This window comes from Polaromonas sp. P1_H6, from assembly GCF_056405195.1.
In genome coordinates, this window is the sequence record NZ_JBFUCN010000018.1 from 21,907 (window position 1) to 38,278 (window position 16,372).

Below are 16,372 nucleotides of genomic sequence, written 5' to 3' on the forward strand. Positions count from 1 at the left end.
TCAGCGCGCGGGGGTTTGCTGCAGCCACTGGTCGATCTCCTCGATGGCCGCGTCGGTGGCCGCCGTCAGGGCCTGGACGCCGCCGGGCGCGTCGCTGCTGGGTGCGGGCCGCTGCACGATGACGTTGCGCTGGCCGACCAGCTTGTCGCCGGCCGGCGTGACTTCCACCAGCGTGGCGCGCAGCCGGATCAGGCCGACGCTGGTATTGGGCGCGGTGAACAGGTGGCTGAATTCCTCGAGGTCCAGGCGCAGCAGCAGCGGCAGCACCGCGTTCTGGCTGCGGTTCAGCGCCACACTGGCCCCGGCGTCGAACACGGCGCGGCGCTGGCCCAGTTGCAGGCGCACGCGCTGGCGCACCAGTTGCGCGGGCGGCATGCTCCAGCGCGCCTGCGAATAGGGGCGCAGCTGCTGCGCGTCGGCATAGCTCAGGCGGTATAGCACGGCCATGTTGTCCAGCACGCCGCCCGGGGTCGAGACGTCGTCCAGGGCCAGCGCGGGCAACGGCGCCTGGCGCGTCGTGGGCGGTGTCGCGAGCGGGCCCGGCCCGAAGTCGTACATGGTGGCGCGCGTCGGCTTGTCGGGCAGGCCCGAGCAGGCGCCCAGCGCCAGGGCGGCCAGCAGCGCGCACACCAGGCCGGCGGCCCGCGATGATAGTTTGGAAGACGGTTGAGGAAAAGCGCGCATCATTTTTTCACTCCAGAGGCGGAAAAGCCGGGTTCGCCCGGCCCGGGCACAGGCGGGCCGTTGCCGAAGATCAGCGACTGCGGGTTGTCGTCGACCGCGCTCACGGTGCGGCGCAGCTGGCGCATGGCGCGCGCGGTTTCGTCGGCGACCTCCCCGAGCTTGGGCAGCGTGCCGGCGCTGAAGGTTTCCACGCCCGCGGCCAGCGCGGTCCCTCCTTCGGACAGCTTGTCGAGCGGCCCGCCTTTTTCATTGAGGCGCGTGGCGGTCACACTGATGTCGTCCGCGGCGGTCTTGACGGAGTTCAGCGTGGCCGTGGTGTTGCGGGACAGGGCCGGCAAGGAGGCCACCGTCGGCTCCAGGCCTTTGGCGACACGGTCTATGCTGCCGGCGGCATCGCCGAGCTGCTTGACGGCCGCCGTCAGGGCCTGCTGGTTGTCGTCGGACAGCAGCTTGTTCAACCGCGTGCTGGCTTCCTCAACCTGGTTGAAGATCACCTCGCTTTGCTTGAGCAGCTTGTCCAGGCCGCCGGGCTTGAGCGGGATACGCGGCGGATCGTCATCGTTGACGGCCAGGCGTTCGGCCGACTTGCCGTCGTCGTCGAGCTGGATGAAACCCAGCCCGGTGACGCCCTGCGAGGCCACGGTGGCGAAAGTGGACTTGGTGACGGGCGCGCTGCGGTCTATGGACACGCGGATCAGCACATTGCCCTTGACCTTGGTATCGAAGCCTATGAGCTCGACCTTGCCCACCGGCACGCCGCGAAAACGCACCGCCGCCTGCGGCTGCAGGCCGGAGACGGTTTCGCCGGTGCTCATGTCGTAGAGGTCGCGCTGGGTGTTGTCGCGCGTGAGCCAGATCGCCAGCAGGGCCAGCAGGGCGGTGACCACCAGTACAAATGCACCGGCGGCCATGGCATGGGCTTTGTTTTCCATGGTCAATGCCTCTCTTCAAATTGAGGATGTGTGCTCATACAGTAAAGGGATACTCGCGCAGTAACTCCATCGCGCGCTGCCCCCTTTCGCCGAGGAAAAATTCGTGGATGAAGGGGTGCGGAAAAGCCACCACCTCCTTGGGCACATCGTTGACGATGACCTTCTGCTCGGCGAGCACCGCGATGCGGGTGCTGAGCTCGAACAGCGTGTCCAGGTCGTGCGTCACCATCACCACCGTGAGTTCCATGTCGCGGTGCAGTGAGCGCAGCAGCGAGACGAAGCTGTCGGAGCTTTCCGGGTCCAGCCCGGCGGTGGGCTCGTCGAGCAGCAGCAGCGGCGGGTCCATGATCAGGGCGCGTGCCAGCGCCACCCGCTTGACCATGCCGCCCGAGAGGTCGCTGGGCATCTTGTCGGCCGCGTCGGGGCCCAAGCCCACCATCTGCAGCTTGACCATGGCCGCCTCATGGACCAGCGCGCGCGGCAAAGTCTTGAGTTCGCGCAGCGGAAAGGCGATGTTCTCCAGCACGGTGAAGGCCGAGAACAGCGCCCCCTGCTGAAACAGCATGCCGACGCGGCTGGCCGCGCCCTGCTTGCCGAGCTCGGCCGCCGGCCGGCCCAGCACGGTGATCTCGCCCTGCGTCGGCTTCTCCAGGCCCAGCATCTGGCGCAGCAGCACTGTCTTGCCGGTACCCGAACCGCCGACCAGGGACAGCACCTCGCCGCGCTGCACGCTGAGGTCCAGGTCCTTGTGCACCACGGCTTTTTTCTCGCCGTTGGGGAACACGGTCCAAAGTTTTTTGATGTCGACGATGGCTTCACTCATATACCGACACTTTTAAAGAGAACGGCGAACAGAGCATCGACCAGGATCACGACGGTGATGGAGGTCACCACCGAGGCCGTCGTCCCCTGCCCCAGGCTTTCGGTGTTGGGCTTGACGCGCAGGCCGTAGTGGCAGCCGATCAGCGCGATCAGCACGCCGAACACCACCGACTTGGCTGTGGCCAGCGAGAGGTTGGCCACGTCGACCGCGGCCGGCAGCGAATTGATGAAGTAGGCCGGTGTGACATCCATCGAAATGTCGGCCGCCAGCATGCCGCCCAGCAAGGCGGCGATGGTGGTCCAGACGCTGATCAGCGGCATCACCACCGCCAATGCCAGCGCGCGTGGCATGACCAGGCGAAAGCCGCGCGGGATGCCCATGACGCGCATGGCATCGAGTTCCTCGGTGACGCGCATCACGCCGATCTGCGCGGTAATGGCCGAGCCGCTGCGCCCGGCGATCAGGATGGCGGCCAGCACCGGACCGAGTTCGCGGATCAGCGAGATGCCCAGGATGTTGACGATGAAGGCGTCGGCGCCAAACTGGCGCAGCTGCTGCGAGATCAGGTAGGCCAGCACCACACCGATCAGGAAGCCCACCAGCGCGGTGATCGGCAGCGCGGTGGCGCCGATATGAAACAAGTGGCCCGAGAGGTCGCGCCAGGGACCTTCATGCGGACGCCGTACCAGGCGGATGATGTCCAGCAACAGCTGCCCGATCAGGCGCACCAGGCCCTTGAGGTGGTCCAGCAACCGCAGCACGCGGGTGCCCAGCAGGATGAAGGGTTCGCTCCAGTCGGTCTTTCGGGGTTTGGGCGGGTCGGTGCTGAATTTGGCGACGGTTTCCAGCACCGCGCGCTGGCTGGGCTCGGCCTGCAGCTGCGCCGGCCAGTTACGGCCCCAGTGGTTCCACAGCACCTGCGCGCCCAGGTGGTCGAGTTTGCCGACCTGTTCAAGATTCCAGCCAGCCTGAGAAGAGGAGGCGCCGCCGAATCCCTGGAGCTGCACGGTCAGCGCTTCCCACACGGCCTCACCGGTGAGGCCGGCGGCCGTCCACGCACCTTGCACGACAAACAGCCGGCCTTGCGGCGTGTCCTGCTGTTCGATGCGGGGCGTGGAGTCTTCCATAAGCATTCAGTCAAGCCAGGCGCGAACCGGCAGTTTGCAATGTACGAAACACAAAGTTGCATGGTAACTGCTGAAAACACCATTGCCGACCGTGCGCCAACCGCTGTCGCCTTGGTCCTACACCAGGACTCGGCCCTCATCTGCGCGGCGCTCTTGGTCCCTCCCCCACTGGGGGAGGGCGGGGTGGGGGCTGGCGGCTTCAAAACACCTCCGGCGCGATATCAAGCGCCGCCGGCCCCCATCCCAACCTTCCCCCAGCGGGGGAAGGAGCGACCTGGAAGGCGGCCCGCAGCGGGTAATCCCCTCCGCGCCGCTGCCCGGCTTTTGCCACAATCGGCCATGCTGCGGCGGTCAGCCCCGCGTTAGGCTGGGCTGGCAGGATGGGGCCACGCAGCGTGTTTCGGCCGCTGCCGCCAACCCGGCTTCCGCGAAAAACACCGCCTAGAACAAAGAGACAAGACACCCATGCAAGACGAAAGCCAGGTTTTTGACTACATCATCATCGGCGCCGGCACGGCGGGCTGCCTGCTGGCCAACCGCCTGAGTGCCGACGCGTCCAAGCGGGTGCTGCTGATCGAGGCAGGCCGCAAGGACGACTACCACTGGATTCACATCCCGGTGGGCTACCTGTACTGCATAGGCAACCCGCGCACCGACTGGCTTTACAACACCGAGCCCGACGCCGGCCTCAACGGCCGGGCGCTGCGCTACCCGCGCGGCAAGACCCTGGGCGGCTGCTCCAGCATCAACGGCATGATCTACATGCGCGGCCAGGCGCGCGACTACGACCAGTGGGCGCAGCTGACCGGAGACATGGCCTGGCGCTGGGAAAACTCCCTGCCGCATTTCAAGCTGCACGAAGACCACCACAAGGGCGCCGACGCGATGCACGGCGCGCGCGGAACGGCGCCCGAGCTGATGCAGGACAAGAGCCAGCCCTACCAGAAGCTGCTGCGCCATCACAACTCCGGCGGCGAGTGGCGCGTGGAAAAGCAGCGCCTGCGCTGGGACATCCTGGACGCATTCGCCGAAGCCGCGCAGCAGGCCGGCATACCGGCCACCAGCGACTTCAACCGCGGCGACAACGAAGGCGTGGGCTACTTTGAAGTCAACCAGAAGAACGGCTGGCGCTGGAACACCGCCAAAGCCTTTTTGCGGCCCGCCTGTTATGCACGCCCCAACTTTGAACTCTGGAACAACGCCCAGGTCTGCAAGCTGGTGGTCACGCCGCAGCCGGACGGCAGCCAGCGCTGCACAGGCGTTGAAGTGTGGGCGGGCGATGAGCGCGTAACCGCGCATTCGACGCGCGACTCAGGGCACATGGGTGAGGTCATCCTCTGCGCGGGCAGCATAGGGTCGCCGCAAATCCTGCAGCTCTCGGGCATAGGCCCGGCGGCCCTGCTGCAACAGCACGGCATCCCGGTGCTGCAAGACCTGCCCGGCGTGGGCGCCAACCTGCAGGACCACCTGCAGATCCGCTCGGTCTACAAGGTGCAGGGGGACAAGCGCTGGGGCCTGTCGCTCAACACCATGGCCAACACGCTCTGGGGCAAGGCCCGCATCGGGCTGGAATACGCACTGCGCCAGACCGGGCCTATGAGCATGGCGCCCTCGCAGCTGGGCGCGTTCACGCGCAGCTCACCCGACCAGCCCTATCCCAACATCGAGTACCACGTGCAGCCGCTGTCGCTCGAGGCTTTCGGCGAGCCGCTGCACGGTTTCAACGCCTTCACCGCCAGTGTCTGCAACCTCAACCCGACCAGCCGGGGCACGGTGCACATCAAGAGCGGCCGCTTCGAGGATGCGCCGGCGATTGCGCCCAACTACCTGAGCACGGCGGAAGACCGCAAGGTGGCGGCCGATTCGCTGCGCGTGACGCGCAACATCGTGGGCCAGAGCGCGCTAGCCAAATACCAGCCCGAGGAGTACAAACCCGGCGTGCAGTTCCAGACCGACGAGGAACTCACGCGGCTGGCCGGCGATATCGCCACCACCATCTTCCACCCGGTGGGCACGACGAAGATGGGCAAAGAGGACGACCCGATGGCGGTGGTGGATTCGCACCTCAAGGTGCGCGGCATTCGCGGCCTGCGCGTGGTCGATGCCGGCGTAATGCCGCTGATCACCAGCGGCAACACCAACTCGCCGACGCTGATGATCGCGGAAAAAGCGGCGGCCTGGATCCAGGCCGGAATCTGAGCAAGGGCCGCCGGGGGCCCGATGTGCTTCAGCGGTAGATTTTTTGCAGAAGGCGCATCAGCGTCTTCTTTTCCGTCGGGCTCAGGCGCTGGGTCGCTTCTGTTTCAAGGCTGACGGCGGTGCCTTCCGCTTCGCGCATCAAGGCCTGGCCCGCATCGGTCAGGTAAAGCCCCACGGCACGGCCGTCCTGCGGGTGCGGCCTGCGGTGCACTAGCTCGCGCTTTTCCAGCGCGACGATTTTCCCGACGAGATTGGGCGGCAGGATGCTCAGCGCGCCGCACAGCTGGCGCGAGGTGATGCCGGGGTTGTGCGTGATCAAGGACAGGATCGAAAAATCCACATGCCGGAGGTCGTAGACCGCCATGCGCTTGCTGAACAATTCAATGACCTTGAGGGAGGCGCGCGTGGCGTTGTAGCCCATCAAGGTTTCGAGATAGGAGGTATCAACCTCCTCTACCGCCGGAGCGGGTTTGGGCGACGCGGGCATAAGGGATCAGGGCGCTTTCGTTATCTGGCAACGCTGCTGCACAGGCATGATGCCAGGCTAGCCCCGATTATGCCAATGCCGCCCGGACCGGCCCGCCAGGGCCGGGGTATCAGGATTCCGCGGTGAAGCCGACTTTTTTGATCAGCGGGCCCCAGCGATCAAACTCGCGCTTCTGGCTGAACGCCATGTCGTCCGCGGTGCCGCCGTAGGGAATCAGCCCGACCACCGTGAGCGAATCGATGACGGATTTGTCGCGGATGGCGGCATTGATGGCGGCGTTGGCCGCGGCCACCATGTCGGCGGGCGTTTTCGCGGGTGCGTAGAAACCGAACCACTCCTCCACCGTCAGGTCGGCAAAACCCTGCTCGGCGAAGGTTGGCACTTCAGGCACGAAGGGCGAGCGCTGCTTTCCCGAGGTGGCCAGGATGCGCAGCTTGCCGGCCTTGTGGTTGGGGATGAAATCGCCGTGAGGCGTGACCATCGCGGCGAGCTGGCCGCCGACCACATCCGTCACGCCGGGCACCGAGCCGCGGTAGGGCACGTGCTTGAGCTCCACCTGGTTGTTCAGGCCCAGCAAGGCGCCGATGAAGTGCGGGGTCGACCCGGCGGCGGGCGAGCCGTAGCTGGCATCCTTCGGGTTGGCCCGGGCCCAGCCGAGAAAGTCATGCACGGTCTTGACCGAGGCCGGCACCAGCGGCCCGACGGCCAGCCCATGGTGGATCATGGAGGCGGTCCCCACCGCGACGAAATCCGAGGGGTCGTAGGACAGCTTTTTGTAGATGTGCGGGTACAGCGACAGGCAGGAGAACGGCGTCATCGCCAGCACGGAGCCGTCCGCCGGCGCCGTCTTGAGCAACTCCAGCGCGATACGCCCGCCGGCGCCGGTCTTGGTTTCGACGATGCCGTTATTTTTGGAATAGGCGGTGCCGCCGAAACGGTCGCCCACACGGCGCGCGCAGATGTCGCCCGCGCTGCCGGCCGGAAAGCCGTAGAGGATCTTGACCTGTTCGAGCGCCCGCGCCAGCGCCGGGAAAGGCGCGAGGGCGGCCGCCGAGAGCGCCGCGGCGCCCTGTACGAAATGACGACGTGTTTGCATGAGATGTCTCCTTGTAGTAGTTAAGTCCACGGGTCGAAAAGCAAAATCCAAGAAGCACCAGGGGCCGTGCACCCCGGGCGCGTCAGCTGCGCCCGCTCAACTGCATTGGCCGCGGATGTCGGGGGGCACGGCTATTGCCTTCATACGGTCCGGTTTGTCGGGATGGCGTATGCAGAAGGCGCGGGTTTCCAAGCCCTCGCAGATCAGGTCCTCACCGCGCCGGATCACGTGTTTCTGGATAAACACCTTGTCCCGCCACTCCTGCACGCTGGTGTGGATGCTCAGCGTTTCGCCGTAGGTGGCGGGCTGGCTGAAGCGGGTGTTGATCTCCAGCAGGGGCGTGCCGACGATGCCGGTGGTCTTGACCAGCTCCCGCCAGGGCGGCACGCCGCATGCGGCGAAAAAATTCAGCGAGGCGGCGTCCATCCAGCGTGAGAAGTTGGGGAAAAACACGATCCCCGCGGGATCGCAGTCGCCGAACGCGACCTTCACTTCATAGACCACGGTTTTTTCCATGGGGCTCACCTTGGCGCCATGCGCAGCGCACCGTCCAGGCGGATCACTTCGCCGTTCAGGTGGTCGTTGTTGACAATATGCACGGCCAGTTGCGCGAACTCTTCGGGCTTGCCCAGGCGCGGCGGAAAGGGAATGCTGGCGGCCAGCGAAGCCTGGACGGCTTCGGGCAATTGCGCCATCAGGGGCGTGGCGAACAGGCCGGGCGCCACCGTGCAGACGCGGATGCCGTGCTGCGCGAGGTCGCGCGCCATGGGCAGCGTCATGCCGGCCAGCCCGGCCTTGGAGGCGCTATAAGCCTGCTGCCCGACCTGGCCGTCGAAGGCGGCGACCGACGCGGTGAACATCATGACGCCACGCTGGCCGTCCTCCAGCGGGAGCAGTTTGGCGCAGGCTGCTGCAAACAGGCGGCTCGCGTTGTAGGTGCCCACCAGGTTGATGGTGATGACCTTGGCAAAGTCCTCCAGCGGCGCAGGGCTGCCGTCTTTGGCCACCACACGTTTTGCCGAACCGATGCCGGCGATGTTCATCAGGATGCGCGCCGGGCCGTGCGCGGCGGCAGCCTTGTCCAGCGCGGCCTGCATGCTGGCGCTGTCGGTGATGTCGCAGTGGCAAGCCAGTGCGGCGTCGGCGCCATGGGCCGCGCGTATGCTTTCGGCGACCTTTTCCGCATTGGCCAAGTTGATGTCCAGCACGGCGACCTTGCCGCCCAGGCGCGCGAGTTCCCGGGCGGTAGCTTCGCCCAGCCCCGAGCCGCCGCCCGTCACCAATGCCGCGAGTCCTTGAATGTTCATGTCAGTGTTCCGGAATCTGTTGGGGCAGGCTCACGCCGCCTCGGGGTTTTCAAGCAGCAGCGCGATGCCCTGGCCGCCGCCCACACAGGCGGAGGCAATGCCGTAGCGCACGCCCGCCCGCCGCATTTCCCGCGCAACGGTGATGGTGAGGCGCACACCGGTGACCGCCAGCGGATGGCCCATGGCGATGGCGCCGCCGTTGACATTGAGCTTGCCCAGGTCCAGTTCCAGCTCGCGGGCCACCGCCAGCGTCTGCGCGCCCTGGGCTTCGTTGATTTCAAAACGGCCGACCTGGTCCAGCGTCAGGCCGCAGCGCTCCAGCAGCAGGCGGATCGCGGGGGCCGGGCCTATGCCCATGATCTCGGGCGGCACACCGACCACCGCGGCGGCCACCACGCGCGCGAGGGGTTTGCCGCCCTGCGCTTTCACGTAGGCGCCGGAGGCCACCACGGCGGCCGCGGCCGCGTCCACCAGCGCAGCGCTGTTGCCGCCGGTCTGCACCCCGCCGGCATGGACCGCCCTGAGTTTGGCCAGCACCTCGACGGGGGACAGCCGCGCGTGGGTGTCCTGCGCGACTTCCGTGGCCTTGCCCTGCAGGCGTATGCCGCGCGCGGCATAGCCGGGAAGCTCAAACGCCTCGGTGACCACCGGCACGATTTCACCGGCGTGAAACCCCGCCTCCCGCGCCGCCACCGCTTTCGCAAACGAGCTGGAGGCAAATTCATCGACCGCCTCACGCGTGATGCCGTATTTCTTCGCAAGGTTTTCCGCGGTCTGGATCATGTCGATGCCGGCGGCCGAATCCTTGAGAGCCTCCCACATGAAGTCCTTGAAGCCGACCGGCGCGCCCAGCTTGAAGCCGGTTCGGTGCTCGAAGGCGGCGATCGGGTTGCGCGTCATGCTTTCGGCGCCGACCACCAGCGCCACATTCGCCGCGCCGCTCTGGATCTGCTCGCCGGCCTGCCGGAACAGCTCGAAGCCTGTGCCGCAGATGCGCTGCACCATGATGGCCGGCACTTCCACGGGCACCCCGGCATACAGGCCGATGTGGCGCGGCAGCATGAATTGTTCGAAGTCGCCCGGGGCCATGTTGCCGGCGATCACCGAGTCGATGTGGCCGGCGCTGACGCCCGAGCGCTGCAGCACGGCGCGCGCGGCCTTGATGCCGAGGTCGGTGGGCGACACGTGGCCGATGGCGCCGCAATAGTCGACCATGGGCGTTCTTACGCCGTCGAGCATCCAGACGTCCTGGAAGGCAGAGAAAAATCCTTTGTGCTGCATGCAAATCCTGCTGTGTCTATATGTATGTCGGGTGTCAGCGCGCGCGTGGTTTCAGGACGGGATGGGCGGTGTCGCCGTGCAAGGCTTCCACCAGCGCCGCGCGCTGCGTGAGGACGGCGCGCTGGTTGATGGAACCTTTGTCGGTGACCTCGCCCTTGTCGAAAGAGGGCGGCTCATGCATCAGGTGCAGGCGCGCGATGCAGCTGGCACTGCCGGTGGCACAGAGGGCGAGCTGGTCCAGCACCTCCTGGAAATGCGCCAGCACCGGCGCGCTGTCGAGCACCTGGCGCCAAGGCGCATCCGGCGGCAGCCCGGCCAGCGCGCGCACGGCCTGTGTCGGGAACACCAGCGCGCCCACCTCCTTGAGGTTGATGCCGGTGAGCACCGCGTCCTGCACATAGGGCGTACCGGCGGCGACGATCTTCGCGCGCAGGGGCCCGACGCTGACAAAGGTTCCGGTGGCGAGCTTGAAGTCCTCGGCGATGCGGCCGTCGAACTTCAGGCCCCGGTGGATGTCCGCGTCATCTATCCACTTCACGGCGTCGCCGGTGCAGAGGAAGCCGTCTTCATCGAAGGCCTGCGCCGTGTCCTGCGGCGCGCGCCAGTAGCCGGGGGAAACGTTGGGGCCCTTGTAGCGCACCTCGGTCTTGCCCTGCATGTCGACCAGCTTGAGCTCCATGCCGGGCGTGGGCACGCCCAGGTCACCGGACTTCACCTCGGGGCTGGTCACGAAGATGGCAAAGGGCGCGGACTCGGTCATGCCCAGGCCGGTCACCATGACAATGCGCTCCCCGATTTCCTTTTCCTGCGACTCGTAGAGGCTGTCCCAGACGGACTGGGCCAGCGCGGCGCCCGCGTAGAAAAACATCTTCACGCGCGACAGCAGCTGGCGCCGCAGCTGCGCGTCCGTCTTCATGGCATGGGCGATGGCCTCAAAGCCGGTCGGCACGTTGAAGTACACCGTGGGAGCGATCTCGCGCAGGTTGCGCAGCGTCTCGTGCATCAGCGCCGGCGTGGGCTTGCCGTCGTCGATGTAAAGCGTTCCGCCGTGGAACAGCACCATGCCGAAGTTGTGGTTGCCGCCGAAGGTGTGGTTCCACGGCAGCCAGTCGACCAGCACCAGCGGCTCCTCCTGCAGCACCGGCATGGACTGCGCCATCTGCTGCTGGTTGGCGCACCACATGCGCTGGGTGTTGATCACCGCCTTGGGCATCTTGGTCGATCCGCTGGTGAACAGGAACTTCACGATGGTGTCCGGCCCGGTGGCCTGCATGGCGCGCTCCACCGCGGCTGTCGCCGGTGTCGCGGCCAGGTCCGCAAAGCGCGTGCTGGCGCGCCCCTCCATCTGCCCGGCGGCCAGCACCACCTCGACGCCGGGCTCCACCGCGGCCTGGATGGCCTTGGCATAACGCTCGGCATCGGCAGCAAACACCAGGCCCGGCGTCACGGTCTTGAGCACATGGCGCAGCTTGTCGTAATCCTGGCTGACCAGCGAATACGGCGGCGACACCGGCACAAAGGGCACGCCGGCCATGAGGCAGCCCAACGCCAGCTGCGCGTGCTCCAGGCCGTTTTCGGAAAGTATCACCACGGGCCGCTCGGCGCTCAGGCCGCGGTCCAGCAATCCCTGGGCGATGCTGCGGGCCGCCGCCCAGGCCTGGGCGTAGCTGAGGTGGCACCAATCGCCCGTCGTGCCGTCCGCGAGTTTTTCGCGCCGCGCCATGAAGCTGCGTTCGGGTGCGGCCTGCGCCCAATGCCGCAGCCGGTCGGTGATGCGGGCGGGGTAATCTTTCAGGTCCTGGTCGGCACGCAGGTAGCCGACGCCGGGTGCGCCTTCGCGCAGGACGGCACGGGTCACGCCAAAGCGCAGGGGGCGGAATTTGAGGGCGCTCATGATGGTGTTGTCTCTTCTGTCTCTTTGTCTTTTCGGCTCTTTGGCTTTTCGTCTCTTTCCCGCCGGACCCTCACGCGGGCCCACCGGTGCCGCTCAGTCTTTTTTCACCTTGGCGGCCTTGCCGTCCAGGAAGTCCCTCACGCGGCCCTTGGCCTCGGGCGCGCTTTGCGCGATCGCCGCCATTAATGCTTCGGTAAAGAAGCCTTGGTCCGCGGGCTGTTCCGCGATGCGCGGCAAGGCATGCATCAGGGCATAGTTGGTCAAGGGCGCATTGGTCGCCACGCGGGTCGCCAGTTCGAGCGCCTTGTCGAACGCCTGCCCCTGCGGCACCAGGTACTGCGCCAGGCCTACACGTTCGCCGTCCTGGGCGTTGTAGACGCGGCCGGTCAGCATCATGTCGGTCATGCGCGCCGCGCCTATCAGCCGGGGAATGCGCACCGCGCCGCCGCCACCGACAAAGATGCCGCGCGAGCCTTCGGGCAGCGCGTAAAAAGTGCTCTCGTCGGCCACCCGGATGTGGCAGGCGCTCGCCAGCTCCAGGCCGCCGCCGACCACGGCGCCGTGCAGCGCGGCAATCACCGGCACGGGCCCGTACTGCAGGCGGTCCAGCGCGGCATGCCACATGCGCGAGTGGTGCAGGCCCTGGCTGGCGTCGCGCTCCTGGAGTTCACCCAGGTCGAGCCCCGCGCAGAAGTGGTCTCCTTCGCCGTGCAGCACGGCGGCGCGGGCGCCGGCGGGCAGGTTTTCAAACAGGTCGCGCAGGGCCAGCACCTGGGCGTCGCCCAGCGCATTGCGTTTGGCGGGGCGCGCCAGGCGGATCACGGCAACGTCGCCGCGCATTTCGAGTTGGAGGTGTTTTTGGGTCATTTGGAGATTTTCAGTGAGGTCGATTATGGTTATGAATGATAACTAATGCAACGAAGCGAGGCCGCTTTTTTTCAGTGAAAACCCTAGGGTTTGAGCGGGCTCGGCCAGCGGCACGGCTGACGCCGGCGCGCGGTGCAGGGTGTTGACGAGGGAAGGCGGCGGCCCGTGCCGGGCCAGGAAGACAGCAGCGGCAGCTGGGTGCCGCGCCGGAAACTGGACCTGGCTAGGCTAAATGTTCAGCCACTTGAGCAGCTCGCGCATGCGGGCTTCCGACGTGGTGTCGAACTGTTCGACGCCGATGCGTTTGAGCACGTCCTTGCCGGCATCGCTGCCGGGCAGGGCCAGCAGCTCCTCCTGGATGGCCTTGAGCTGCTCGGGCTTGATGCGCTTATGGGCCACCATCGGGAAGTAAGGCTGCGCCACGCTCTTGTGGATGATGCGGCCGCCGTCTTTTTCCCATTTCTTGGCGATGCCCGAATAAGAGGCCACGCCGCCCACGTCGGCGAACTTGTTGTCCAGGTAGAAACCGACGGCGGCCTGTTCGCGCACGAACTGCACGTTTTCCTTGTCCACCAGGATGCCCTTGTCACGCAGTTCGGCGGCGCAAAAGCGGGACATGTAGGCGATCTGCTCGGGCAGGGCGATGCGCTTGCCCTTGACGTCGTTGATGGTCTTCAGCTCGGATCCCTTGGGGGCGATGATGAAGCACTGCCCGTCGGGCTTGGTGCTGGCGATGTAGCTGTAGCCGTAGTCGCGCATGCCGCGCGCCGGGTAGTCGCTGGGGCGGGCCATCACCAGGTCGAAACGGCCGGTCTGCATGCCTTCTTCAAGCTGCTTGAATTCGCGCGCGAACACCACGCTGACCTTGGCTTTCATGGCCCGGCCTATCACCTCGGCCAGGCCCTGGTATTTGGCAATCACTTGGGCATGGTCCAGGCCGCCCGAAGTGCCTTCGCTGATGCCCAGCACCAGCTGCTGGGCCGGAGCCGGGGCCTGGGCTAGCGCGGGACCGGATCCCAGCAGGCTTGCCGCCAAGGCCAAGGTCAATGCCGTGGATGTCATTGCAGTGCGCGCCATAAGCTCCCCCTTGGTTATTGAGTTGCATGCTAAGGCTTGCGTTTGCAGCAGGCCAGTTGTGCTTACCCTTAATCGATTTTCCTTACATCCTTGCTGCGTGGCACCTGCCGCCTGGGTTCATGCGCCGATGACACAATGCGGCGCATGAAGCCGCTTCCCTCATCCTTTCCGCTGATCACCGCCCTGCTCCTGGCCCTGCCCGCCTGCAGCTCGGCGCCCAGGGCCAGCCATGACCCGCTGTCGATCGCCCGCGCGCCAGTGGCAGCCGCCATCAACGACTACCAGCGCTGCGCGGACAAGGCCCTGCTGCCGCTGAAGGACGATGCGGCCCGGTCCGTCTTTGTGCTCGCTGACACGGCTCTGGCCGCCTGCGACACCGGCCTGGAGCAGGTGCGGCGCAGCATCCTGGCGGACAACGCCGGCCACCCCTATGTGGCGGCCTTCGCGGACGAGGCCAGCGCCAATATCCGCGCGCGCACCCGCAACATGCTGGCGCACAGCCTGAACCGCGCACGGGAAGCTCGGCCGGCGCAATAAGCCGACAGATTCAGCGCAGCCCCTTCACATAGCGCGGCGCGTTCGGGTCGCGGTGCCTGCGCTCGCGCTGACCCTCTTCGCCGAAGATCGCGCCAAAGGTGGATTCGATAAAACCGGACTCCGGGTAGACCTCTTCCTCGGTGTCTATCGAGCGCGCGCTCTGGCGGTCCGGCTGGGGCGGCGGCGCCATGGCGGGTGCGGCGCGCTCCTTCACCGCCTCCGACACCAGCTGGACCAGCGGCAGGCGCGGCTTGGGGTCGGGCACGGCCATGATTTCCTCGAGCCTGTCGGCCCAGACGGCCAGGTCGGGGTGCCCCTCTTCGGCCGCCTTCTCGCGCGCAAAGCGCGCGATCTCGGCCGCGTACTCAAGGTTGCCGGCCATCCACTCGGTGTCGGTCACCCGGCCGGTCTTGCGGCGCAGCAACACGTGGAGATGGGCGGCGATGGCGATTTTTTCGCTGGAAGGCATGGTGTGTGTCCTTCAAAGTGAATGCCGGCACATCAGGTGCCAAGGCGTTCGGCATGCTGGGTGATGTCCAGGCCGTCGCTCTCCGAGGCCTCGCTGACGCGCAGGCTGACGACCAGCGAGGTGACCCACAAAGCCAGCGCCGTCATGAACAGGCTGTACAGCATGACCGCGCCCGCGCCTATGGCCTGCGTCAGCACACTGCCTTCCGCGCCCGAAATCGCCTTGCTGGCGAACACGCCCGTGAGCAGTGAGCCGACGATACCGCCCACCCCGTGCACGCCGAACACGTCCAGCGAGTCGTCGGCGTTGAGCAGGCGCTTCAGGCCGGTGGCGCCCCAGTAGCAGGCCAGCCCCGCGGCCACGCCGAACACCAGCGCCGCGCGCGGCGAGACAAAACCGGCCGCCGGCGTGATCGCGACCAGGCCGGCCACCAGGCCCGAGCACAGGCCCAGCAGCGAGGGCCGGCCGCGCACCGCCCACTCGGCCGCCATCCACGACAGCGCGCCGGCCGCGGCCGCGATGTGCGTGACCGCCATGGCCAGGCCCGCCCGGCCGTCGGAAGCCACCGCGGAACCGGCGTTGAAGCCGAACCAGCCCACCCACAGCATGCCGGCGCCGGCCATGGTCAGGCCCAGGTTGAAGGGTGTGAAGGGCTCGCGGCCGTAGCCGTGGCGCGGCCCGAGCACGTAGGCGCAGACCAGCCCGGCGATGCCGGCATTGATGTGCACCACGGAGCCGCCGGCGAAATCCAGCGCGCCCATGCGGGCCAGCCAGCCGTTGGGCTCCCAGACCCAGTGGGCGATGGGGGCATACACAGCGACCGTCCACAGCGACATGAAGATCAGCATGGCGGAAAAGCGCATGCGTTCGACGAAGGAACCGACCACCAGCGCCGCCGTGATGATGGCGAAGGTCAGCTGGAACATCGCATAGACCGATTCCGGGATGTTGGGCGCGACGTGGCTGACCGCGACCTTCTGCGCGTCCTTCACGTAATCCAGCCCGGCGAACCAGAAGCGCTCGGTGCCGCCGAAGTAGTGGCCCCAGGCACTGCTGCCGGGGGTGAAAGCGATCGAATACCCCACGGCGAACCACAGGAGGCTTACCACCGCACAAATGGCGACAACGCAGGCCATGACGTTGAGCACGCTCTTTTTGCGCACCATGCCGCCGTAAAAAAGGGCGATGCCCGGCAGCGTCATGAGCAGCACCAGTGCGGTAGAGGTCATCATCCAGGCGGTGTCGGCGCCGCTGAGGGTCTCCGCCCCCACCAGGCCCGGGCGGGTCAGGGGCGCGGGCGGCGGGGCGGATGCCGGTGCGGCGGGAACCGAAACCGCAGCCGCTGCCGCGAGAGCCGCCGGCGGTGGCGCGGGAGCGGCAACGGGCACCGGAACTTCGGTAACCACGCCGGAAGCCGCCACCGAGGGAGCGGCAGCCGGCGCGGCAGGCGCCTGCGCCATGGCCTGCTGGCAGGCTATGCCCATCCAGATCGACAAGCCCCACGCCATAACACTCTTCAGGTGCATACATGCCCGCCTTTCTTGCAGCCAGCCAACAATTGGTAACAGTCAGAAGGCAGCAGGCATAACTCA

The 16,372-nt window shown here is 66.8% G+C and carries 16 protein-coding genes; 2 read left to right on the forward strand and 14 right to left on the reverse strand.

Features of this window, described 5'->3' with window-relative positions; all coding sequences use genetic code 11:
- From AC1D1F_RS16540 to AC1D1F_RS16555, 4 genes are read right to left on the reverse strand one after another with little or no spacing between them, the layout of a single operon-like run.
- Positions 1-684, reverse strand: coding sequence for an ABC-type transport auxiliary lipoprotein family protein (locus AC1D1F_RS16540; protein ID WP_477675010.1), 684 nt, complete (start codon positions 682-684; stop codon positions 1-3).
- A complete protein-coding gene (locus AC1D1F_RS16545) occupies positions 684-1,616 on the reverse strand; it encodes an MlaD family protein (protein ID WP_477696983.1) in 933 nt (310 codons plus the stop codon). Before AC1D1F_RS16545 ends, AC1D1F_RS16540 begins: the two co-directional genes overlap by 1 nt.
- Positions 1,617-1,650: 34 nt before the next feature.
- Positions 1,651-2,439 (reverse strand): ABC transporter ATP-binding protein, encoded by a 789-nt coding sequence (locus tag AC1D1F_RS16550; RefSeq protein ID WP_477674956.1) that lies wholly within the window; start codon positions 2,437-2,439, stop codon positions 1,651-1,653.
- Positions 2,436-3,572, reverse strand: a complete 1,137-nt coding sequence (locus AC1D1F_RS16555; RefSeq protein WP_477674957.1) for an MlaE family ABC transporter permease — start codon at positions 3,570-3,572, stop codon at positions 2,436-2,438. The genes AC1D1F_RS16550 and AC1D1F_RS16555 overlap by 4 nt, the downstream gene beginning before the upstream one ends.
- 459 nt (positions 3,573-4,031) lie before the next feature.
- On the opposite strand from AC1D1F_RS16555, the gene AC1D1F_RS16560 reads away from it, so the two are divergent.
- Positions 4,032-5,765: a GMC family oxidoreductase gene (locus AC1D1F_RS16560; protein ID WP_477674958.1), complete on the forward strand. Its 1,734-nt coding sequence runs from the start codon at positions 4,032-4,034 to the stop codon at positions 5,763-5,765.
- A gap of 28 nt (positions 5,766-5,793) precedes the next feature.
- On the opposite strand, the gene AC1D1F_RS16565 is transcribed toward AC1D1F_RS16560, so the two are convergent.
- From AC1D1F_RS16565 to AC1D1F_RS16600, 8 genes are all read right to left on the reverse strand, one after another.
- Positions 5,794-6,252 (reverse strand): MarR family winged helix-turn-helix transcriptional regulator, encoded by a 459-nt coding sequence (locus tag AC1D1F_RS16565; RefSeq protein WP_477696724.1) that lies wholly within the window; start codon positions 6,250-6,252, stop codon positions 5,794-5,796.
- A 109-nt stretch (positions 6,253-6,361) separates the two neighbouring features.
- Positions 6,362-7,348 carry a Bug family tripartite tricarboxylate transporter substrate binding protein gene (locus tag AC1D1F_RS16570; protein ID WP_477674960.1) on the reverse strand — a complete coding sequence of 329 codons (987 nt, stop codon included), beginning with the start codon at positions 7,346-7,348 and terminating at the stop codon, positions 6,362-6,364.
- Positions 7,349-7,444: 96 nt separating this feature from the next.
- On the reverse strand, positions 7,445-7,864 hold the full coding sequence (locus AC1D1F_RS16575) for an acyl-CoA thioesterase (RefSeq protein ID WP_477674961.1): 420 nt from the start codon (positions 7,862-7,864) through the stop codon (positions 7,445-7,447).
- Between the two features lie 5 nt (positions 7,865-7,869).
- The gene (locus AC1D1F_RS16580; protein WP_477674962.1) at positions 7,870-8,655 is read right to left on the reverse strand and encodes an SDR family NAD(P)-dependent oxidoreductase; all 786 of its coding nucleotides are present in this window, start codon (positions 8,653-8,655) and stop codon (positions 7,870-7,872) included.
- 30 nt (positions 8,656-8,685) lie between these two features.
- Positions 8,686-9,936: a thiolase family protein gene (locus AC1D1F_RS16585; RefSeq protein ID WP_477674963.1), complete on the reverse strand. Its 1,251-nt coding sequence runs from the start codon at positions 9,934-9,936 to the stop codon at positions 8,686-8,688.
- A gap of 34 nt (positions 9,937-9,970) precedes the next feature.
- On the reverse strand, positions 9,971-11,830 hold the full coding sequence (locus AC1D1F_RS16590; protein WP_477674964.1) for a feruloyl-CoA synthase: 1,860 nt from the start codon (positions 11,828-11,830) through the stop codon (positions 9,971-9,973).
- 93 nt (positions 11,831-11,923) lie between these two features.
- Complete coding sequence (locus tag AC1D1F_RS16595) at positions 11,924-12,697, reverse strand: crotonase/enoyl-CoA hydratase family protein (protein WP_477674965.1); 774 nt, start codon at positions 12,695-12,697, stop codon at positions 11,924-11,926.
- 228 nt (positions 12,698-12,925) lie between these two features.
- Complete coding sequence (locus tag AC1D1F_RS16600; protein ID WP_477700779.1) at positions 12,926-13,774, reverse strand: phosphate/phosphite/phosphonate ABC transporter substrate-binding protein; 849 nt, start codon at positions 13,772-13,774, stop codon at positions 12,926-12,928.
- A 144-nt stretch (positions 13,775-13,918) separates the two neighbouring features.
- Here AC1D1F_RS16600 and AC1D1F_RS16605 point away from each other — a divergent pair, with 144 nt between their 5' ends.
- On the forward strand, positions 13,919-14,311 hold the full coding sequence (locus tag AC1D1F_RS16605) for a hypothetical protein (RefSeq protein ID WP_477674967.1): 393 nt from the start codon (positions 13,919-13,921) through the stop codon (positions 14,309-14,311).
- Between the two features lie 10 nt (positions 14,312-14,321).
- On the opposite strand, the gene AC1D1F_RS16610 is transcribed toward AC1D1F_RS16605, so the two are convergent.
- Both AC1D1F_RS16610 and AC1D1F_RS16615 read right to left on the reverse strand, forming a co-directional pair.
- On the reverse strand, positions 14,322-14,780 hold the full coding sequence (locus AC1D1F_RS16610) for a hypothetical protein (RefSeq protein WP_477674968.1): 459 nt from the start codon (positions 14,778-14,780) through the stop codon (positions 14,322-14,324).
- Between the two features lie 32 nt (positions 14,781-14,812).
- Positions 14,813-16,306 carry an ammonium transporter gene (locus AC1D1F_RS16615; RefSeq protein ID WP_477674969.1) on the reverse strand — a complete coding sequence of 498 codons (1,494 nt, stop codon included), beginning with the start codon at positions 16,304-16,306 and terminating at the stop codon, positions 14,813-14,815.
- Positions 16,307-16,372 lie beyond the last annotated feature (66 nt).